The 21,451-nt window shown below is 58.8% G+C and carries 19 protein-coding genes; 11 read left to right on the plus strand and 8 right to left on the minus strand.

The window, feature by feature from the left end; translation table 11 throughout:
• Positions 1-34 precede the first annotated feature (34 nt).
• The 5 genes from dsbC (at position 35) to ACA049_RS05360 (ending at position 5,607) form a co-directional block, all read left to right on the plus strand.
• A complete protein-coding gene (gene dsbC / locus ACA049_RS05340) occupies positions 35-766 on the plus strand; it encodes a bifunctional protein-disulfide isomerase/oxidoreductase DsbC (protein WP_109628141.1) in 732 nt (243 codons plus the stop codon).
• A gap of 133 nt (positions 767-899) precedes the next feature.
• The gene (locus tag ACA049_RS05345) at positions 900-2,204 is read left to right on the plus strand and encodes a homoserine dehydrogenase (protein WP_010462982.1); all 1,305 of its coding nucleotides are present in this window, start codon (positions 900-902) and stop codon (positions 2,202-2,204) included.
• 66 nt (positions 2,205-2,270) lie between these two features.
• The gene (gene thrC / locus ACA049_RS05350) at positions 2,271-3,680 is read left to right on the plus strand and encodes a threonine synthase (RefSeq protein WP_497333694.1); all 1,410 of its coding nucleotides are present in this window, start codon (positions 2,271-2,273) and stop codon (positions 3,678-3,680) included.
• 121 nt (positions 3,681-3,801) lie between these two features.
• Positions 3,802-5,157, plus strand: coding sequence for a transporter substrate-binding domain-containing protein (locus ACA049_RS05355; protein WP_497333696.1), 1,356 nt, complete (start codon positions 3,802-3,804; stop codon positions 5,155-5,157).
• A 162-nt stretch (positions 5,158-5,319) separates the two neighbouring features.
• Positions 5,320-5,607 carry a DUF3509 domain-containing protein gene (locus ACA049_RS05360; RefSeq protein ID WP_497333698.1) on the plus strand — a complete coding sequence of 96 codons (288 nt, stop codon included), beginning with the start codon at positions 5,320-5,322 and terminating at the stop codon, positions 5,605-5,607.
• Between the two features lie 169 nt (positions 5,608-5,776).
• On the opposite strand, the gene ACA049_RS05365 is transcribed toward ACA049_RS05360, so the two are convergent.
• Entirely contained in the window at positions 5,777-6,736 is a 960-nt protein-coding gene (locus ACA049_RS05365; protein WP_497333700.1) for a TIGR02285 family protein, read from the minus strand.
• Entirely contained in the window at positions 6,684-7,883 is a 1,200-nt protein-coding gene (locus ACA049_RS05370) for a CaiB/BaiF CoA transferase family protein (protein ID WP_497333702.1), read from the minus strand. The genes ACA049_RS05365 and ACA049_RS05370 overlap by 53 nt, the downstream gene beginning before the upstream one ends.
• A gap of 147 nt (positions 7,884-8,030) precedes the next feature.
• On the opposite strand from ACA049_RS05370, the gene ACA049_RS05375 reads away from it, so the two are divergent.
• The 3 genes from ACA049_RS05375 to ACA049_RS05385 all read left to right on the plus strand — a co-directional run bounded on the left by ACA049_RS05375 (position 8,031) and on the right by ACA049_RS05385 (position 11,722).
• Positions 8,031-8,573, plus strand: coding sequence for a YaeQ family protein (locus tag ACA049_RS05375; RefSeq protein ID WP_150709869.1), 543 nt, complete (start codon positions 8,031-8,033; stop codon positions 8,571-8,573).
• A gap of 66 nt (positions 8,574-8,639) precedes the next feature.
• The gene (gene recJ / locus ACA049_RS05380; RefSeq protein WP_497333704.1) at positions 8,640-10,349 is read left to right on the plus strand and encodes a single-stranded-DNA-specific exonuclease RecJ; all 1,710 of its coding nucleotides are present in this window, start codon (positions 8,640-8,642) and stop codon (positions 10,347-10,349) included.
• A 266-nt stretch (positions 10,350-10,615) separates the two neighbouring features.
• On the plus strand, positions 10,616-11,722 hold the full coding sequence (locus ACA049_RS05385; protein ID WP_403105080.1) for an NADH:flavin oxidoreductase/NADH oxidase: 1,107 nt from the start codon (positions 10,616-10,618) through the stop codon (positions 11,720-11,722).
• Positions 11,723-11,903: 181 nt separating this feature from the next.
• Here the strand turns inward: ACA049_RS05385 and ACA049_RS05390 are convergent, their stop codons facing one another.
• Positions 11,904-13,529, minus strand: a complete 1,626-nt coding sequence (locus tag ACA049_RS05390) for a glucan biosynthesis protein D (protein ID WP_497333706.1) — start codon at positions 13,527-13,529, stop codon at positions 11,904-11,906.
• A 391-nt stretch (positions 13,530-13,920) separates the two neighbouring features.
• Here ACA049_RS05390 and ACA049_RS05395 point away from each other — a divergent pair, with 391 nt between their 5' ends.
• Positions 13,921-14,106 (plus strand): hypothetical protein, encoded by a 186-nt coding sequence (locus ACA049_RS05395; RefSeq protein WP_010462962.1) that lies wholly within the window; start codon positions 13,921-13,923, stop codon positions 14,104-14,106.
• Positions 14,107-14,165: 59 nt separating this feature from the next.
• Here ACA049_RS05395 and ACA049_RS05400 read toward each other — a convergent pair whose 3' ends face one another.
• Positions 14,166-14,669, minus strand: a complete 504-nt coding sequence (locus tag ACA049_RS05400) for a BRO-N domain-containing protein (RefSeq protein WP_497333708.1) — start codon at positions 14,667-14,669, stop codon at positions 14,166-14,168.
• Positions 14,670-15,141: 472 nt separating this feature from the next.
• Between ACA049_RS05400 and ACA049_RS05405 the strand changes: the two genes are divergently transcribed.
• Positions 15,142-15,723, plus strand: a complete 582-nt coding sequence (locus ACA049_RS05405) for a ComF family protein (RefSeq protein WP_497333710.1) — start codon at positions 15,142-15,144, stop codon at positions 15,721-15,723.
• 5 nt (positions 15,724-15,728) lie between these two features.
• Positions 15,729-16,286, plus strand: a complete 558-nt coding sequence (locus ACA049_RS05410; RefSeq protein ID WP_497333712.1) for a hypothetical protein — start codon at positions 15,729-15,731, stop codon at positions 16,284-16,286.
• A gap of 109 nt (positions 16,287-16,395) precedes the next feature.
• On the opposite strand, the gene ACA049_RS05415 is transcribed toward ACA049_RS05410, so the two are convergent.
• From ACA049_RS05415 to ACA049_RS05430, 4 genes are all read right to left on the minus strand, one after another.
• The gene (locus tag ACA049_RS05415; protein ID WP_497333714.1) at positions 16,396-17,877 is read right to left on the minus strand and encodes an APC family permease; all 1,482 of its coding nucleotides are present in this window, start codon (positions 17,875-17,877) and stop codon (positions 16,396-16,398) included.
• 227 nt (positions 17,878-18,104) lie between these two features.
• Complete coding sequence (locus tag ACA049_RS05420) at positions 18,105-19,529, minus strand: gamma-aminobutyraldehyde dehydrogenase (RefSeq protein ID WP_497333716.1); 1,425 nt, start codon at positions 19,527-19,529, stop codon at positions 18,105-18,107.
• A gap of 175 nt (positions 19,530-19,704) precedes the next feature.
• Complete coding sequence (locus ACA049_RS05425; protein WP_497333718.1) at positions 19,705-20,514, minus strand: ABC transporter permease; 810 nt, start codon at positions 20,512-20,514, stop codon at positions 19,705-19,707.
• Positions 20,504-21,451 carry an ABC transporter permease gene (locus tag ACA049_RS05430; RefSeq protein WP_497333720.1) on the minus strand — a complete coding sequence of 316 codons (948 nt, stop codon included), beginning with the start codon at positions 21,449-21,451 and terminating at the stop codon, positions 20,504-20,506. The genes ACA049_RS05425 and ACA049_RS05430 overlap by 11 nt, the downstream gene beginning before the upstream one ends.

Genomic DNA, 21,451 nt, shown 5'->3' on the forward strand with positions numbered 1-21,451 from the left:
TGATCGTCCCATTTGTCCGTCTTCAGGAGTTCTCATGCGTCTGACCCAGATTTTCGCCGCCGCAGCCATTGCGTTGGTCAGCACCTTTGCCGTCGCCGATGACGCGGCCGACAAAGCCATTCGTAAAAGCCTGGAAAACCTCCAGCTCGAAGTGCCGGTAGAAAGCATCTCCGCCAGTCCGCTGCCGGGCCTGTATGAAGTCAAGCTGCAAGGCAGCCGCGTGCTCTACGCCAGCGCCGACGGTCAATACGTGGTTCAGGGCTACATGTTCCAGCTCAAGGACGGCAAACCGATCAACCTGACCGAGAAAACCGAACGCCTGGGCGTGTCCAAGCTTGTCAACGCCATTCCCGTCGCGGAAACCGTGGTCTACCCGGCGATCGGCGAAACCAAATCGCACATCACCGTGTTCACCGACACCACCTGCCCGTACTGCCACAAACTGCACGCCGAAGTGCCTGAGCTGAACAAGCGCGGCATCGAAGTGCGTTACGTCGCGTTCCCGCGCCAGGGCCTGGGCTCGCCGGGTGATGAACAGCTGCAAGCAGTCTGGTGCTCGAAAGACAAGAAAGCCGCCATGGATAAAATGGTCGACGGCAAGGAAATCAAGGCCGCCAAGTGCGATAACCCGGTTTCCAAGCAGTTCGCCCTCGGTCAGTCGATTGGAGTGAACGGTACACCGGCCATCGTTTTGGCCGACGGTCAGGTCATTCCGGGCTACCAGCCTGCGCCACAAGTCGCCAAACTGGCGCTGGGCGCGAAATAATTCGCATCGTCACGGCCAGCCTTTGACGATCATGGTCCGGTGGCACCATTTGCCGGGCCATTAATAGAGAGCCGCGAGCATGCGGCTGTTTTCACGGCCGGCCTTGAGTCGGCCGTTTTATGGGGAGTTCACAGTGAAACCGGTCAAAGTAGGCATCTGTGGGTTAGGGACCGTCGGTGGCGGTACCTTCAACGTACTTCAGCGCAACGCCGAGGAAATTGCTCGTCGTGCCGGGCGTGGAATCGAAGTGGCACAAATTGCCATGCGCACGCCAAAGCCTCAGTTCCAAACGACCGGTATTGCGATTACCAACGATGTCTTCGAAGTGGCCACGAACCCTGAGATCGACATCGTTATAGAGCTGATGGGCGGCTATACCGTTGCCCGCGAGCTGGTACTCAAGGCCATCGAGAATGGCAAGCATGTGGTCACCGCGAACAAGGCACTGATCGCCGTTCACGGTAATGAGATTTTCGCCAAGGCTCGCGAGAAAGGCGTGATCGTGGCGTTCGAAGCGGCTGTGGCCGGTGGCATTCCGGTGATCAAGGCGATCCGTGAAGGCCTGTCCGCCAACCGCATCAACTGGGTTGCCGGGATCATCAACGGCACCGGCAACTTCATCCTCACCGAAATGCGTGAGAAGGGTCGCACCTTCGAAGACGTCCTCGCCGAGGCGCAAGCCCTGGGTTACGCCGAAGCCGATCCGACCTTCGACGTTGAAGGGATCGACGCAGCCCACAAGCTGACGATCCTGGCCTCCATCGCCTTCGGCATCCCGCTGCAATTCGACAAGGCCTACACCGAAGGCATCACCAAGCTGACCACCGCTGACGTGAACTACGCCGAAGCGCTGGGCTATCGCATCAAGCACCTGGGCGTTGCTCGCAGCACCGCTTCGGGCATCGAACTGCGCGTGCACCCGACGCTGATCCCGGCCGATCGCTTGATCGCCAACGTCAACGGCGTGATGAACGCAGTGATGGTCAACGGTGACGCTGCCGGTTCGACCCTGTTCTACGGCGCGGGCGCCGGCATGGAGCCGACTGCTTCGTCGGTGATCGCCGACCTGGTGGACGTGGTTCGCGCCATGACCTCCGACCCGGAAAACCGCGTGCCGCATCTGGCCTTCCAGCCGGATTCGCTGTCGGCGCACCCGATCCTGCCGATCGAAGCCTGCGAAAGCGCCTACTACCTGCGCATTCAGGCCAAGGACCATCCGGGCGTGCTGGCTCAGGTCGCGAGCATCCTGTCGGAGCGCGGCATCAACATCGAATCGATCATGCAGAAAGAAGTCGAAGAGCATGACGGTCTGGTGCCGATGATCCTGCTGACCCACCGTGTACTGGAACAGCACATGAACGACGCGATCGCCGCGCTGGAAGCCCTGGCGGGCGTGGTCGGTCCGGTCGTACGGATTCGCGTCGAACACCTGAACTAAGCCGTTATCGTTCACCGGGCCCGCGTGCGGGCCCGGGTTTGCGAACACTGTCTATTGGAGCCAGTCATGCGTTATATCAGTACCCGCGGCCAGGCACCGGCCCTCAATTTCGAAGATGTCCTGCTGGCCGGTCTCGCCACCGACGGCGGTCTGTACGTCCCGGAAAACCTGCCACGTTTCACCCAGGAAGAAATCGCTTCCTGGGCCGGCCTGCCGTATCACGAGCTGGCCTTCCGGGTGATGCGCCCGTTCGTCACCGGCAGCATTCCCGATGCCGATTTCAAAAAGATTCTTGAAGAGACTTACGGCGTGTTCTCGCACAACGCCATTGCTCCGCTGCGTCAGCTGAACGGCAACGAATGGGTGCTGGAGCTGTTCCACGGCCCGACCTTGGCGTTCAAGGACTTCGCTTTGCAACTGCTCGGTCGTCTGCTCGACTATGTGCTGGAAAAGCGCGGCGAGCGCGTGGTCATCGTCGGCGCCACCTCCGGTGACACCGGTTCGGCTGCCATCGAAGGCTGCAAGCACTGCGAAAACGTCGACATCTTCATCCTGCACCCGCACAACCGTGTGTCTGAAGTGCAGCGTCGCCAGATGACCACCATCTTCGGCGAGAACATCCACAACATCGCCATCGAAGGCAACTTCGATGACTGCCAGGAAATGGTCAAGGCGAGCTTCGCCGATCAGAGCTTCCTCAAGGGCACGCGTCTGGTCGCCGTGAACTCGATCAACTGGGCGCGGATCATGGCCCAGATCGTTTACTACTTCCACGCAGCCCTGCAGTTGGGCGGTCCGGCGCGTTCGGTGTCGTTCTCGGTGCCGACCGGCAACTTCGGCGACATCTTCGCCGGTTACCTTGCACGCAACATGGGCCTGCCGATCAACCAGTTGATCGTCGCCACCAACCGCAACGACATCCTGCACCGCTTCATGAGCGGCAATCAGTACGTCAAGGAAACCCTGCACGCCACGCTGTCGCCGTCGATGGACATCATGGTGTCGTCGAACTTCGAACGCCTGCTGTTCGACCTGCACGGTCGCAACGGCGCAGCGATTGCCGGTTTGATGGACAACTTCAAGCAGGGTGGCGGTTTCAGCGTCGAACAGGAGCGCTGGACTGAAGCCCGCAAGCTGTTCGATTCCCTGGCCGTGGATGACGCACAAACCTGCGAAACCATCGCCGAGGTCTACGAGCAAACCGGCGAGCTGCTGGATCCGCACACCGCCATCGGTGTGAAGGCTGCACGCGAATGCCGTCGTAGCCTGGATATTCCAATGGTGATTCTCGGCACGGCCCATCCGGTCAAATTCCCGGATGCAGTGGAGAAGGCCGGCGTAGGAAAAGCGCTTGAACTACCTGCACATCTTTCTGATTTGTTTGAGAGAGATGAGCGTTGCACCGTGTTGCCGAATGATTTGAAAGCCGTGCAGGCCTTTGTCAGTCAGCATGGCAACCGCGGCAAGCCGCTGTAACCGCTAAAAGCTGTCACATTTTGAAGCCCGTCTCCTGACGGGCTTTCTCATTTCTGCATGCCACACTTGTCGCGTTTTCGCCCCAGGAAGGACGGGCGAGTTGATTGCGAAGGAAGTGGTAATGCTGTTTTTCAGAGGGTTAAAGCCAGCCGTGTGCTGGATGTTTTTGATCGGCGTCCTGGGCTTTGCCCAAGAGGGGGCGGCTGCACAATTGGCGGCACCCGAGTCCAGCGGCTCGGGCGGCGGCGCAACCATCGAGCTGGACGCTCAGGAATTGAGGTGGATTGCCGAGCACCCGCAAGTCATCGTCTCATCGGTGCAGTACCCGCTTTATCTGTTCAAGGACGAACACGGTCAGTGGAGCGGTCTGAACAGCGATCTGCTCAATCGCATCAGTGCCATGACGGGCTTGCAGTTTGTTCACGAAGAGTCGTTTTCCACCGATCAACTGCTCGGGCGCCTGGAAAGTGGCGAGGCGGACATGAGTACCACTCTGGCAATGAATGACGACCGCAAGGCGTTCCTGGATTTCAGTCACGCGTTCGGTGGCGCTGGGTGGGTGGTGGTCGGGCGGGCAGATGCACCCGTCGTGCACTCGCTGGAGCAATTGGCAAAAAGAGTGCTTGTGTTGCCGGCCCGGCACGCACTCGAAGGCACGATTCGCCGTGACCACCCGGCGATCGAGTTGCGCACGGTCAAGACATACGCCGAAGCCAGGGCGCTGGTTGAAAGTGGTGAAGCCTTTGCCACCATCGAAAATGAAATCGGCGCGCAGCTCTATCCGTTGGGCCAGCTCAAGGTCGGGCGTGCCGTGGAGGGCAAATGGGAGGCTGATCACCTCGCGGTACGCAAAGGCCAGTCGCCGTTGCTGAGCATTCTGAACAAGGCGCTTGAGGCCTTCCCTGCGGCGGAATTGCGCGCCATTCGCCTGAAATGGCTCAATGGGATCGCTCCCGTTCAGTCACCTTCTCCCTGGCGGAAAATGACTCACTGGTTTTGCTGGAGCATGTTTATCGTCAGCCTGTTCGGCCTGCTTTCCTTGCTCTGGAACCGCAGGCTTGCGGCGCTGATCAAGCAGCGCGTTGACGCCGAGATAGGTCTCGGCGATCAACTGGCGTTCCAGCACGCGTTGATGGACGCCATGCCCGATCCGATGTTCGTTCGTGATCTGCAAGGACGTTTGATCATGTGCAACAAAAGTTACGAGGAGAGCCTCGGCACCCGTTTTGATCAGGTTCAGGGTCGACGGCTGATTGAACTTGATGTGTTGCCCAAAGAGACTGCAGCGCTGCTGCATGCTGAATTCATGGCGCAGATGGAGACTCGAAAGCCACGGTTCACCGAGCGTCAACTGATGTTCAACAACGGTGTCCGGGATATCTACCAGTGGACGGTGCCGTTCTACAGCGCCGACGGCCAATTGCGAGGGTTGCTGGGGGGATGGACCGATATCGGTCGCCGGACCAGGCAAATGTGAAGCGGCTGTTTTTTCCCTGTCATCTTTGCCGTGCATGCTCAATCGACCAAGGACGCCGACGCGTCTGCACCTGGAATCCAGAACTTTCTTCTCGGGCCGGTGGTCACTTACTGTGAACACGCCCCAGGCACTTTGTTTTCGGACTATTGAGTGGTGATCGAGATGGAAAGTATCAGTCTATTGCTCGGTGAGGCTCTGAGCCCTTATCAGGTCACGCTGACCCCGTCGGGCGCCCATGGCGAATGCCTGGTGACACTGAAGAATGCGACCGGCGCGATCGTGGTCGAACGTGAGTTCAATCAAGCCCAGTTAACCGATTACCGTCAGCTGACGGATGTCGTCGACGGCTTGCACCGTGATGTGCTGATTGCCGAAGGACGGCTGGAGCCCTGCGTCATCGCGGCTCTGCGCAATGCGGCTCAGGACAAGATTCTGGCCAGTCGAAATTGAATTGTTCTTTTGTGGGAACCTTCCTGCACTCAGGTCGTCAGACCATGTAACAGCAGGATCAAGCATTGTGCTCCGGTGCTTGTAGCTTGCTGCTACTGGTCTTTATGTAGGCCACGTTTAACCCCGAGTCGTCTCCCCACTTCTCGGGGTTTCTTTTGCCTGCGATTTGTCATTGCTGCGCCTGATGCTCGAAAAAGGCTTTGGCTTCTTTCAGGTAGTCGCTGCGTCTCTCCGGGTCCAGCCAGTCAGCGTACAGCTGATCCAATCGATCATGGGGAAGGGTACGCAACAGCTGATTGATCTCGAAAATGGCTTGTCGGCCCTGAGGCGTATTGGAGCAACCAATGTGCCCGGACAGGTATTTGCCCGTGCCCCTGACCGGGTAAAACTCCAGCTGATCGTCGGCGATGTGCTCTCGATTGGCCTGATAGCGAATCTCCGGCCAATACCCCAAGACTATTTGCAAACGGCCCAGGCGCTGCATCTGCAGCAGACTGGCGAGGGCATCGTTGCCGTAATGGGGTGTCAGCGCGTCCGGTGGCGCCAGTTTCAGCATCGCGTCGAGGACTTGACCATAACTGCGCTCGGCGACAACCCCGATTTTCTTCCCGCCACTGGCCAGCAGTGCCGCGAGATCGACTTCGCCATCGATCAGAAAAGAATCCAGCACCGCACGGTCGGCCCGGCGGACGACAAGCCCATTGCTTACCGCGCGGAAGGCCGGAATCGAGAACGCAATCCACTGTTCACGCGCCTTGGTCCAGACCAGCGAGGGATCACAGGTAAACGATTCTTCCTGAAGCATCTGCATGCCGCGAGCCCGGTTGACCCGCATCAGGGTGTGCTCGTATTGCGGCATGCCGGCAATCAACAGCGGCAGGATCTGATCGACAATCCCCTGACCTTTTTTCGGACCTTCGAAGATCATCGTGGGCGGCAAGTCGCGCAGTAACCAGATCAGCGTCTCTTTGGGTTGCGCCAAAACGGGGGTTGCCAGCCCGGCCAATAGCCCCAGCACCGCCGCTGTACGCCAGTTGCGGGTGGTGTGATTGGCTGTTGAAAGCAGGCGCTTCAGCTTAGATGGCCCCGTCTTCGCGCAGCTTGGCAATCTGTTGCTGGTCGTAACCAAGATCGTTGAGTACCTGTGCGTTGTGCTCACCCAGTTGTGGCCCGACCCATTCGCAATCGCCGGGTGTCTCAGAGAGTTTCGGCACAATCCCCGGCATCTTGAAGTCTTTACCGTCCGGCAGCTTGGCCTGCAGGAACATTTCCCGGGCCAGGTATTGCGGATCGCTGAACATGTCTTCGGCGCTGAAGATCCGGCTGACGGGCACCTCGGCCTGATTCAGCTGCGTTAGCACGGTGTCCAGCGGCAGCGAATTGACCCAGCGATCGATCACCCCGTAAATCTCGTCGCGGCGGCTGTCGCGGCCATCGTTGCTGGCCAGCACCGGGTCGTTGGCCAGGTCTTCGCGACCGATGACCAACATGAAGCGTTTGAAGATCGCGTCGCCATTGGCGCCGATCTGCACATGCTTGCCGTCGGCGCTGGTGTGGATCGAGGAGGGCGTGATGCCCGGCATGATGTTGCCGGTGCGCTCACGAATGAAACCGAATACGTCGAACTCCGGCACCATGCTTTCCATCATGGCGAAGATTGCTTCATACAGCGCCACGTCCACCACCTGGCCCTGGCCACCGTTGACCTCGCGATGACGCAACGCCATCAGCGCGCCAATCACACCCCACAGCGCAGCGATCGAGTCGCCGATGGAAATCCCCGTGCGCACCGGTGGCCGGTCTTCGAAACCGGTGATGTAGCGCAGGCCGCCCATGGATTCACCGACCGCACCAAAACCGGGCTGATCTTTCATCGGCCCGGTCTGGCCGAACCCCGACAGCCGCACCATCACCAGTTTCGGGTTGAGGGCGTGCAAGACGTCCCAGCCCAGGCCGAGCTTTTCCAGCACGCCAGGGCGAAAGTTTTCGATCAGGATGTCCGCTTCACTCAGCAGTTTTTTCAGGATCGCCAAGCCATCGGGGTGTTTCAGGTTCAGCGTCAGGGACTTCTTGTTGCGGGCCTGGACGAACCACCACAACGAGGTGCCTTCGTAGAGTTTTCGCCATTTGCGCAGTGGATCACCGCCGTCGGGTGATTCGATCTTGATCACTTCGGCGCCGAACTCACCGCAAATGCGCGAGGCAAACGGCCCGGCGATCAAGGTGCCCAATTCGATGACTTTCAGACCTGAGAGCGGTTTGGCGGTGAACGGCATGCTGGATCCTGTAGGACAAAGGCTGAGCGGATATAGCCTTTTAACATAGCCCAATGTCAGACGACCAAGCTTCATCGCCTTCTATTCGTTGATTGCCTACTGCATCGGTTAGACTTGCCGCCTTTCCTCGTATCAAGAAGCCCGTTCATGGCCCAGCCGTCCACGACCTACAAGTTTGAACTGAACCTCACCGACCTCGACCGCAGCGTTTACGAGACCGTGAAGCAGACCATCGCCCGCCACCCTTCGGAAACCGAAGAGCGCATGACCGTGCGGCTGCTGGCCTACGCCTTCTGGTACAACGAGCAACTGTCGTTCGGTCGCGGTCTGTCAGACGTGGATGAACCAGCCCTGTGGGAAAAGAGCCTGGACGACCGTGTCTTGCACTGGATCGAAGTCGGCCAGCCCGACGCCGATCGCCTGACCTGGTGCTCGCGCCGCACCGAGCGCACCAGTCTGTTGGCCTACGGTAGCCTGCGCGTCTGGGAAACCAAGGTGATCCCGGCGATCAAGAACCTGAAGAACGTGCACATCGCGGCCGTGCCTCAGGACATCCTGGAAACCCTGGCCAAAGACATGCCCCGCGTTATCAAGTGGGACGTGATGATCAGCGAAGGGACGATTTTCGTCACCGACGACCGTGGTCAACATGAAGTGCAGTTGCAGTGGCTGAGCGGCGAACGCGGCTGATTTTTCGCCGTTCCTTCGCGTTATCCGGTTTTATCCTACGTATTCAAGAGAAGCAACTGTCACCCCATGCGCATCGAACCTCGCCTGTTGCCCGACACCCTGCCATTCCTCGGTGATCTGCCGCCGCTGCTGACGCGTCTTTACGCGGCGCGGGGCGTGCAATCCGAGGCGGAACTGGACAAGAGCCTGGCGCGGCTGATTCCGTTCCAGCAGCTCAAGGGCATCGATGCGGCGGTGGATTTGCTGGTCACGGCGCTGGAGCAGCGTCAGCGGATTCTGATTGTCGGCGACTTCGACGCCGATGGTGCGACGGCAAGCACCGTGGGCGTGCTGGGGTTGCGGCTGCTGGGCGCGGCGCATGTCGATTATCTGGTGCCGAACCGATTTGAATTCGGCTATGGCCTGACCCCGGAAATCGTTGAAGTGGCGCTGACGCGCACGCCTCAGTTGCTGATCACCGTGGACAACGGCATCTCCAGTGTCGAAGGCGTGGCGGCGGCAAAAAAGGCGGGCCTGAACGTGCTGGTCACCGACCACCACTTGCCCGGCGACGAACTGCCGCTGGCCGATGCCATCGTCAATCCGAACCAGCCCGGATGTGAATTTCCGAGCAAGGCACTGGCCGGTGTCGGGGTGATTTTCTACGTATTGATGGCCCTTCGCGCGCGGTTGCGCAGCCTCGGCTGGTACGCAAACACGCCGCAGCCGAACATCGGCGAGTTGCTGGACCTGGTGGCGCTGGGCAGCGTCGCCGACGTGGTGCCGCTGGATGCCAACAACCGGATTCTGGTGCACCAGGGCCTGGAGCGGATTCGCGCCGGGCGTGCCCGTCCGGGGATCAAAGCAATTCTCGAAGTGGCCAAGCGTGAACCGGCGCGCATCACCTCGACTGACCTGGGCTTTATTGTCGGCCCGCGCCTGAATGCGGCGGGGCGCCTGGATGACATGAGCCTGGGCATCGAATGCCTGATTACCGACGACGCGGGTCTGGCGCGGGAAATGGCCGTGCAGCTCGACGGCATGAACCAGGACCGCAAATCCATCGAGCAGGGCATGCAGCGTGAAGCGCTGGCTCAGTTGAAGGATTTGCCGGTCGAGTCGATGCCGTTTGGCCTGTGCCTGTTTGATCCCGAGTGGCACCAGGGTGTCATCGGCATCCTCGCTTCGCGTATGAAAGAGCGCTATTTCCGTCCGACCATTGCCTTCGCCGATGCCGGCGATGGTTTGCTCAAGGGGTCGGGGCGTTCGGTGCAGGGTTTCCACATCCGTGACGCCTTGAGCGTGGTGGCGGCACAGCATCCGAATCTGATCAGCAAGTACGGCGGCCACGCCATGGCGGCCGGTCTGACCTTGCCGGAAGCGAATTTTCCGTTGTTCGCCGAGGCCTTTGACGCTGAGGTGCGCAGGCAATTGCGCGAAGAAGACCTGACCGGGCGTCTGTTGTCGGATGGGGTTTTGGCAGTCGAAGAATTCCATCTTGAACTGGCGCGTGCGCTACGCCATGCCGGGCCGTGGGGGCAGCACTTCCCGGAGCCGCTGTTTCATGGCGTGTTTCAGTTGGTTGAGCAGCGCGTGGTCGGCGAGCGGCATCTCAAGGTAGTGCTGAGAAGCGAATGTGGCTCGGTGAAGCTTGATGGCATTGCCTTTGGCATCGACCGCGACATCTGGCCGAATCCGACGATCAAATGGGTGGAATTGGCCTACAAACTCGACCTCAACGAGTTTCGCGGGAATGAGACGGTGCAACTGATGATTGCCCACATCGAACCGCGTTGAGGCCTTCGCGGGCAAGCCTCGCTCCTACAGATCACTGTTACCTGTAGGAGCGAGGCTAGCCTGCGAAAGCGATCTTTCTGACACCCAATCCCTCGGAACCCTCCCTCATCCCCCGATGTCGACTAGGCTCTAAGCACTGCTTGATTATCCTTGTGACGTCTTGTCCAATTTTTGCCCGCGGGGGCGGGTGCTGCGCCTTTTTCCTGTCACTCGTCGACTTTTCAAACAGAACCCTGGAGCCTGCCCACTGATTCGAGAGGTGCCCCATGAGTCTGCTGCTTGAACCCTATACCCTTCGTCAATTGACCCTGCTCAACCGCATTGCCGTATCACCGATGTGCCAGTACTCCAGCGTCGATGGGCTGGCCAATGACTGGCACCTGGTCCACCTCGGAAGCCGCGCCGTTGGCGGCGCCGGCCTGATTTTTACCGAAGCCACGGCGGTCACGGCCGACGGGCGCATCACCGCCGAGGACCTCGGCCTGTGGAATGACGAACAGATCGAACCCCTGCAACGCATCACCCGCTTCATCGCCGCTCAGGGCGCTGTAGCCGGCATTCAACTGGCGCACGCCGGGCGCAAGGCCAGCACCCATCGGCCGTGGATCGGCAAGCATGGCAGCGTCAAACCCGAAGACGGTGGCTGGGTGCCGGTGGGGCCTTCGCCGATTGCGTTCGATCCCCAGCACACACATCCCAAGCAACTTGATGAAAGCGAGATCGCCGAGGTTATTCAGGCTTTTGTCGCCTCAGCCAAGCGGGCACTGACTGCGGGTTTCAAAGTCGTGGAAATCCACGCCGCTCACGGTTACCTGCTGCATCAGTTTCTTTCGCCCCTGAGCAATCAGCGCCGCGATCAATATGGCGGTTCGTTCGAGAACCGGATCCGGCTGGTGCTGCAAGTCACCGAAGCGGTGCGTGCGGTCTGGCCTGAGGAGCTGCCGGTGTTTGTGCGAGTGTCGGCCACCGACTGGGTGGAAGACGGCTGGAATCCTGATGAAACAGTAGAGTTGGCGCGGCGCCTCAAAGATTTGGGCGTGGACCTGATTGACGTTTCGTCAGGCGGTACGGCGGCCAACGCGGAAATCCCTACAGGACCGGGCTATCAGACGCGTTTCGCCGAACGTGTACGCAAAGAGTCAGGCATCGCCACAGGCACGGTAGGAATGATTACCGAGCCGGCCCAGGCCGAGCACATTTTGCGCACCTGCCAGGCGGACATCATCTTCCTCGCGCGGGAGCTGCTGCGCGACCCATACTGGCCGTTGCATGCCGATGATGATCTGGGCGGTCGCAAGGCGATCTGGCCGGCGCAGTATCAGCGGGCGACGCATCGGGATCAGCCGATTCATGAGTCGGATTTGCGTGATTGAGTGATGCCGTAAAACCAAAAAGCCCCGATCGAGTTGATCGGGGCTTTTGCGTTTCTGTGCCGGAATATTTGTCGTCTGTCAGGCCGTCTTCGCGGGCAAGCCTCGCTCCTACAGTTGATCGCATGCCCCTGTAGGAGCGAGGCTTGCCCGCGAAGAGGCCGGCCCAGACACCGACTTGCTATCAGGTGTACTTACGCTTATCCGGCGCCGGCGGGAAATACTGGTACAACCAGGTCTCGCTCAACGTCCGGTCATTGGTGCGAATGAACAACCGCAGCTCAACCGGCGCCACGCTGTCATTGGTCGGGTACCAATCAAAGGTAATCCGATAACCCTTGATGTCATCCAGCACCAGCACGTTGAAATCCTTCACCTCGCCGTTTGAGCAGGTCACCACTGGCTCGATGCCCGCGCCTTCCGGCAGACGGTCCAGACCGCCACCCGTGAAGTCCACGGCAAAGCGTCGCGCCCAGACCTCAGGGTAATGCTCGCCCGGCGCCCAGCCTTCGATAAAGCCGCCCATGCCCGAACGGGTCGCGTTGACCCGCGCCAGCGGCGTGCTCACCGGTGGCAGCGCACTCCAGTAGAGCTTGTAGCCGTAGTTCAGGGAATCACCGGCCGCGACCGGTTTTTTCGGGGTCCAGAACGCAACGATGTTATCGAGGGTTTCGCCGGTTGTAGGAATTTCCAACAGGTCGATTGAGCCTTCGCCCCACGCGGTCGTAGGTTCTACCCACAGGCTTGGGCGCTTGCTGTACCAGTCGACGGTGTCCTGATAATTGGCGAATTCGTGATCGGTCTGCACCAGGCCGAAACCTTTCGGGTCGGTGTCGGCGAACGCGTTGAACTGCAGGGTCGCCGGATTGTTCAGCGGGCGGCAGATCCACTCGCCGTTGCCGCGCCACATGGCCAGGCGATCGGAGTCGTGGATTTGCGGGTGAATGGTGTCGCACATGCGGCGCTCGTGGGTGCCGCAGCTGAACATGCTGGTCATCGGAGCGATGCCCAGTTGTTCGATGGCGGTGCGCGCGTTGATGTGAGCGTCAATTTCCATGACCACGCGTTCGGCCTGGCAATCGATGTCAAAACGGTAGGCGCCGGTCGCGCTCGGCGAGTCCAGCAGGGCGTAAACCACGAAGCGGGTGCTGTCCTTGCCCGGGGTCTCGAACCAGAACTTGGTGAAGTCCGGAAATTCCTCACGCTTCTTGGCGTAGGTATCGACCGCCAGGCCGCGGGCCGACAGACCGTACTGGCCGGTGGCGTCTACCGCACGGAAATAACTGGCGCCGAGGAATGACAACACATCGTGCCGGTCCAGTTCCGGGGCCTTGAACAGCTTGAACCCGGAAAACCCCAGGTCGCCGGTCAGCTGCTTGGTGTCGACCGTGGTTTTCTCATAGTTGAACAGGGAAGGGCGGAAATGCACTTCACGGGCCTGACGCGTCTTGGGATCGACGCTGTACATGCGCACCGGCTGCTTGAAGCCCATGCCGACGTGGAAAAACTGCACGTCCAGCTGACCGTTCAAGTCTTTCCAGAGCGAGTGGTTACCGTCGTAGCGGATCGCGTTGAAATTCTGCGGCGTCATGGTCGCCAGCGTCGGCGGCAGCACCTGCTTGGTGTCCTGATAGCGATTGCCGGCGAGTTGCTTGGCCTGAATCTTCAGCGCCTCGAAATCAAACGCCTGCGCCTCGCCATCAGCGGCGCCGTTGCCCGCCCAGGCCCGGGCGGCCAGCAGGCCGGTGGCTGACAAACCGGTGTAGGCAGCGATGGCCATGGACGCTTTGAGCAAATTCCTGCGATGCATAAGTACAACCTGTCGTGAACAATCCCGCGCCGTTCCTGGCACGTGCTGGATCAAAAATATCGGTTCGGACATGCCTTCGGCCAAACGCAACGGACTTTAAACAGATAACAAATAGCTTAAACCGTTCGGTTACAGAGAAAAAATGATTGGTAGCACTTTGATGATGCGGCAATGAAACAAGAAATGTCGGTTAATTTTTCCGACAGCACTTTCTGATTTTTAGGGCATTTCTGCTTTTTTTGACTAATTACTCTAAAAACCGCTTTTCAGCGCCGGGAATCTTCCTATTCTGTGTTCATGGCCGGTTTCTGCCCTTCAGGCCGGCGACTAATAAAAGGATAGGGCGATGCGGTTTTTGAAGTTTTCTCGGGCTTATAGAAGGACATCGTCCATGACGAAAGTACAAGGCATCACCGAAATGTTGGGAATCTTCCCTTGCCTGGCAACCGGGCGGCGAAGGCATCGGCTCAGTTCGGACGAAATGAAGCTGCTGGAGCGGTATCGCGAGTTGTCGGAAAACGACCGGATTGCGATGCGGTATCTGGTGGATGCGATGAGGAGTGTTTCGCGGTTTTGAGCGCTAAACCAAAGGGGCGGACTGTGAAGTCTGCCCCTTTTTCATTTTTCACCCTGCCTTCAACTGCAAGTGCCCACGATCGTGAATGGTCGTTGTGCCTGCATCAGATCCGGCATGTCCCGCCACTTGATCCATGCTTGATGCTGCCAGTGCAGCAGCGGCACCGAGATGCCTGCCCACTGCAACGAACTCAGGCTTGGAATGTTATCCACAGCCGCTTCCGACTCACGCAGCGTTGGGATGACTTCGTTGCTTAGCCACTGACGCAGGTGTCGGTTTTCCGGGATGAAATGATGGACTAGCAGCGCATACATTCCCGATTCGCTGACCATCAGTGATTCGACGGTTTTGCCGTCTTTCAGCAACCAGACGTATCGGCGTTGATCGGGATCGAGTTTCAGGGTGAGGCGTTGGTCCAGCGGACGGCCCATCAAGCGACCGAGGTCCTGGACGCAGAACCAGGCTTGGTTGTCCTGCATGAAAGCGTGGAGGAAGCGGTTGTGGCGGGTGAAGACGGTTGGTGTGAAGTAAGGTTGAAGAGAGTTTTGAGCGTGAGCTGACATGAAGTGACTTCCGTTTTGATCAGGAAAGTCGCCACCAACCCTTCGACAGGTTGGGTGGCGAACCGAGTGGCGTTCGAAGTCGGGACACTTCCAGTCAAAACGGAAGCCGAAAGGCCCGCGCCACACGGCCCGCCATAATGCAGAACTAAAGGCAGAAAACAGCCAAGGTTCTATGGGGGCGCGTAAGCACCGTTCTGACATTTCCCGGCTTCGACTCCGGGTCGCTGATTTGGCAGCGACGGAGTAAAGCCTATCGTTCAGGCGCTCGCGGCGCCAAGTCTACTCCGGCACCGCGTGCTGTAGGAATTGGAGTCTTCACCGGAAGGCTCGGTCTGTAGGAATTTCCTGTTTTTGCATGCAGCGACAGCGCAACGCGGCGTTCGACTGGAATCTCTGTTTTTCATTGCCTATGGTCAAAAAGCGCCAAGGAAATTTCGGTGCTTAACGGACAGGCTTAAAAATGGAGAATGCCTTGAAAGTATCCCTCAAACAGATAAACGGCCCGTGGGACTTGGGATGGGTGCTGGACAAGCACATGATAAGTAGTACCTTCCTAGGGGAAGATGAACACGGAAACCCACGCTTCGATAACCACCGGACCGAGGTAGGACAGGCAACCTACCAGCTCAAATACCAGAAGGATTGGTCTCAGGTGGGCCCTCTTGCTCAAGCGGTCGCTGCGAATGTTTTACCCAAGCTTGCTCAAGTAGGGTTCGTAGTTCCTATGCCGGCTTCGAATGTACGTCCCCGACAACCCGTTACCGAGGTAGCCGTGGAGTTAGGACGAATAATCGGAAAGCCTGTATTCTCGGATTTACTCCGAAAGGCCGCTACGGGGCAATCGCTTAAGGATTTGCATTCCAAGGCTGAAAAGGTTGCTGCTATTGGAGCTAGTTTCAGTGTGAATGATCAAATTACCAGTACAGGTTGTTGGAATGTTTTGGTTGTTGATGATTTGTTTGACAGTGGGGCGTCTATGGATGCTGCCTGTGCTGCTTTGCGTAAGTATCCAAAAGTTGGGAAGATTTACGTCGCGGCATTAACTTGGAAATGAGATAGATGACAACTGTATTTATTGCGGGCTCTATTAATATCAAGCACCTTGATCCGAAGGTTAAAGAGCGTATCAATAATATCGTTGATTCAGAGTTTGATGTTGTGGTTGGCGACGCAGGCGGAGCCGACACAGCTATCCAAGAGTATTTGTTGAGCCTGGCCAGATCAAAAACTACTATTTATTGCAGTGGCGTCGTCCCGAGAAACAATCTTGGAGAATGGCCAGCTCGAACAGTGGAAACCCAGCACTCAAAAGGGTCACGAGCTTTTTTTACGGCGAAGGATGTTGTCATGGCCGAGGCCGCGGATTACGGCTTGATGATTTGGGATGCAAAAAGTACTGGCACACTGAGTAACGTAATTGAACTGTTGTCTCGAAAAAAGAAATCGCTCGTTTTCGTTAATAAAGAAAAAATCTTTAAGGTGGTAGGGGATGTGAATCAGCTTGAGGAACTCGTCGCCTTTATGTCGGATTACGCTAAACAAAAGGCAGATGAAAAAATCAAGCTTTTCGATCGTATATCCTTGCTGAAGCACGACCAAGCAGAGCTTTTGCTTTGATGGTTTTATCTTCAGTCTACGGCTGTCAATAACTCCCCTTTCTCTAGGAATGTGAGAAAGGGGAGATTTCAGCGTCGGCACCACAAACGGTGCCGAGAGAGCAAAAAACTTACCGACTAACCTTCCAAGCATCCCCCGCTGGCGCAGTCCCATGGTCATACGGCTTGGCCAACCACATGTAGATCAACCCCAACCCAATCACAATGGCCGTACTCAACACCATCGCATAGTTGATATACCACGCCGCATCCGGTGTACGCGGCCAGGCCATGTTGATGATCGCGCCGACGCCATACACCAGCGCGCCGATGTTCACCGCCCAACCCCAACCGCCGAGGGTGAATTTGCCACTTGGTTTCCAGCCTTTCATGCGTGCGTAAAGCGCTGCGAGCACGATCATCTGGAACGCCAGGTAGATGCCGATCGCGGCGAAGCTGACGATGGTTGCGACGGCATCTTGCAGGAAGAAACCGAGGATGATGATCAGCGCCGGCAGGACGCCGGACACGAACAGTGCAGCCACCGGAACCTGAGTTGTAGGAGATATCTTTTTCAGCAGTGAGCTGCCGATGACCATTTCATCCCGGGCGTAGGAATACAGCAGGCGACTCGCCGCCGCTTGCAGGCTGATGACGCAGGAGATGAAGGAGATCATCACCACGCCCATCACCACTTTCGAACCGACCGGGCCGAAGGCGTTGTTGAGGATGGTGGTGACCGGGTCTTTGTCAGTGCCGTTGATCACGGCTTGCATGTCCGGCACGGCGAGGATCAGCGCCAGGCAGGCGAACATCGCGGCGATGCCGCCGATGTAAATGGTCATGCGCATGGCCACCGGGATCTGCTTGCTCGGGTTCGGGGTTTCTTCGGCCACGTCGCCGCAGGCTTCGAAGCCGTAGTACAGGAACATCCCCGCCAGCGAGGCGGTGAGGAAAGCCGGCAAATACGAGCCGTCGATGCTGATATCGAAGGTGTTGAACAATACGCTGATCGGCTGGTGACGCTCGAAGATCAGCAGGTAAACGCCCACGATCACCGCGCCGACCAGTTCGCAAAGGAAGCCGAACATGGCGATTCGCGCCAGCACTTTGGTGCCGCTGAGGTTGACCAGGGTGGCGAACAGCGTCAGGAACAGCGCAATGACGATGTTGGTGTTGTTGCTCGGTTCAAAGCCCATCATCGCGGCCATGTACGGGCCGGCACCCACCGCAACAGCAGCGATGGTCACGCACAGGGCGATGGAGTAGATCCAGCCGACCATCCACGCCCAGCGCTTGCCCACCAGACGACGGGCCCATGGGTAGACGCCGCCGGAAATCGGGAACTGCGAGACCACTTCACCGAAGATCAGGCACACCAGCAACTGGCCGCAACCGACCAGCAAATACGCCCAGAACATCGGTGGCCCGCCAGCGGCGAGGCACAGGCCGAAGAGGGTATAAACCCCTACGACCGGGGAGAGGTAAGTGAAGCCCAGGGCGAAGTTTTCCCACAGGCTCATGCTGCGATTGAAGTTTGAGGTGTAACCCAGTTTGCGCAGTTGCTCGGCGTCGCTGTCGACGACGGATGGGGATAGTTCGGGTGTACTCATGATGTGTCAGCTCCGGAAAATCGGCAGATTTCGGATGTCCGAAACCGTGGCGGGGCCGTGAAGGCGCTGCCCGGATCGGTGGTTATTGTTTTGGTTTTCTAGGGTGGAACCTGGTGGTGCTTAGTGCCGGTTTCTTCCTTGAGATTGCGGTGACGCCATCGCGGGCAAGCCTCGCTCCTACAGGTACTGCGGTGAGCCTGTAGGAGCGAAGCTTGCTCGCGATGCTTTTAATGTTTGAACATCACATGCCGAACGACGGTGTAGTCCTCCAGCCCATACATGGACATGTCCTTCCCGTAGCCAGACAATTTCTGACCGCCGTGGGGCATTTCGCTGACCAGCATGAAGTGCGTATTCACCCAGGTGCAGCCGTACTGCAAGCGTGCAGACAAGCGATGCGCGCGCCCGACATCCGAGGTCCAGACCGACGACGCCAGGCCGTAGTCCGAGTCGTTGGCCCAACCCAGCACCTGTGCTTCATCGATGAACTTGGTCACCGACACCACCGGCCCGAACACTTCACGACGGACGATTTCGTCGTCCTGCTGAGCGTCCGCCAACACCGTCGGTTCGAAGAAGAAACCATTGCCTTCCACAGCCTTGCCGCCCGTGACCAGACGGATATGCGGTTGTGCCACGGCACGCTCGACAAACCCGGCCACACGGTCACGGTGCTGCGCAGTGATCAACGGCCCCAGCTCGGTCGACGGATCATCCTGCAACCCATACTTGATGCTGCTGACCGCTTCGCCGAGCTTCTCGACGAATTTTTCGTAGATGCCTTCCTGCGCGTAGATGCGGCAGGCGGCGGTACAGTCCTGGCCGGCGTTGTAGAAACCGAAGGTGCGAATGCCTTCTACCGCAGCGTCGATATCGGCGTCGTCGAAGATGATCACCGGGGCCTTGCCGCCCAGTTCCATGTGCATGCGTTTGACGCTGTCAGCGGTGCTGGAAATGATGTTCGAACCGGTGGCGATTGAACCGGTCAGCGAGACCATGCGCACTTTTGGATGCGTGACCAGCGGGCTGCCCACGGTAGGACCACGGCCGAAGACGAGGTTGAGTACACCAGCCGGGAAAATTTCCGACGCCAGTTCCGCCAGACGCAACGCGGTCAGCGGGGTTTGTTCCGACGGTTTGAGCACCACGGTATTACCGGCGGCGAGGGCCGGGGCGATTTTCCAGGCGACCATCATCAGCGGGTAGTTCCACGGCGCGATGGAGGCGATCACGCCAACCGGGTCGCGGCGGATCATCGAGGTGTGGCCGGGCAAGTATTCGCCGCCGGCCGAACCGCTCATGCAACGGCTGGCGCCGGCGAAGAAACGGAACACGTCGGCAATCGCCGGGATCTCGTCGTTTAGCGCGGCGCTGTAGGGTTTGCCGCAGTTGTCCGATTCCAGTTTGGCCAGCTCTTCGCCGTGGGCTTCGATGGCGTCGGCGAGTTTGAGCAGCAGCAACGAGCGTTCTTTCGGCGTGGTTTGCGACCAGCCTTCGAAGGCGCTGTCGGCGGCACGCACGGCGGCATCGACCTGAGCTTCGCTGGCTTCGTTGATTTCCACCAGCACCCGACCGAGGGCCGGGTTGAACACCGGTTGGGCGGGGCCGTCGCCGTCGATCAGTTGGCCGTTGATCAAGAGTTTGGTTTGCATTGTCTTGCCCTCATTGACGCTTTTATTGTTCTGTCGAAACCGGATCCCTGTAGGAGCGAGGCTTGCCCGCGAAGAGGTCATCACATTCAACATTGATGTTGGCTGACACACCGCTTTCGCGGGCAAGCCTCGCTCCTACAGGATCCGGTTTCCACATTGGGATCTGAGTTGTCGGTTATTTGCCGCCGCTACCAGCCACGCTCTCACCGCCCCGGGTCAGGTAATACGCGCCGAGAATCGGCAGCATGGTCACCATCATCACCACCATGGCGACGACGTTGGTCACCGGCACATCCCGTGGGCGACTGAGTTGATTGAGCAGCCACAACGGCAATGTGCGTTCATGTCCGGCGGTGAAAGTGGTGACGATGATTTCGTCGAACGACAGCGCAAACGCGAGCATGCCGCCGGCCAGCAGTGCCGAGCCGAGGTTCGGCAGGACGATGTAGCGGAAGGTCTGCCAGCCGTCGGCGCCGAGGTCCATCGACGCTTCAATCAAACTGTGCGAAGTGCGGCGCAAACGGGCGATCACGTTGTTGTAGACGATCACCACACAGAAGGTCGCGTGGCCGACGATGATGGTGAACATCCCCGGTTCGATTCCCAAGGTCTTGAACGTCGCCAGCAACGCGATGCCGGTGATGATCCCGGGCAACGCAATCGGCAGGATCAGCATCAGCGAGATGCCTTGTTTGCCGAAGAAATCCCGCCGGTACAACGCCGCCGACGCGAGGGTGCCGAGGACCAATGCGATCAACGTCGCGACGGACGCAATCTGCAGCGACAGCTTGATCGCCTCCAGCACGTCGGGACGCGAGAACGCGACGCCGATCCACTTCAGGGTGAAGCCCTTGGGCGGGAAGCTGAACGCTGCGTCTTCGGTGTTGAAGGCGTACAGGAAAATGATCAGGATCGGGAAGTGCAGGAACACCAACCCGCCCCAGGCTGCGATTTTCAAACCTAATGAGGCTTTCTCAGAGTGCATCGAAGGCCCCCAGTCGTTTGACGATGGTCAGGTAAATGGCGATCAGCACAATCGGCACCAGCGTGAAGGCCGCCGCCATCGGCATGTTGCCGATCGCACCTTGCTGGGCGTACACCATGCTGCCCACGAAGTAACCCGGCGGCCCCACCAGTTGCGGCACGATGAAGTCGCCCAGGGTCAGCGAAAAGGTGAAGATCGAACCGGCCGCGATGCCTGGAATCGACAGCGGCAGAATCACCTGCATGAAAGTCTGGCGTGGCTTGGCGCCAAGGTCGGCCGACGCTTGCAGCAGCGATGGCGGCAGGCGTTCGAGCGAAGCCTGGATCGGCAGGATCATGAACGGCAGCCAGATGTAGACGAACACCATGAAACGGCCCAGATGCGAGGTCGACAACGTGCTGCCACCGACCCCCGGAATGCCCAGCACAAACTGCAAAACCGGCTCCAGTCCAAGGTGCTGAACGAACCACTGCGCAACGCCGCCCTTGGCCAGCAGCAAGGTCCAGGCGTAAGCCTTGACGATGTAACTGGCCCACATCGGCATCATCACCGCGATGTAGAAAAACGCCTTGGTCTTGCCGGTGGTGTAGCGCGCCATGTAATAGGCAATCGGGAACGCGACGATGGCGCTGGCAATCGAGACGACGACAGCCATGCTCAGCGTGCGCAGGATGATGTCGAAGTTCGACGGCTGGAACAGCGCGGCAAAGTTCGCCAGGGTCAGGTCGGGGGTGACCGCCATGGTGAAGTCATCGAAGGTGTAGAAGCCTTGCCACAGCAGGACCAGCAGCGAGCCGAGGTAGATCGCGCCGAACCACAGCAGCGGCGGCACCAGCAGCAGCGACAGGTAAAAATTCGGTCGGCGATACAGCAGGTTGGAAAACCTGCGCAACGGCGAGCCGCCGGCCGGGGTTTGAGGGATAGCCACGCTGGTCAT

The sequence above is a fragment of the Pseudomonas sp. LBUM1662 genome, from assembly GCF_059695915.1.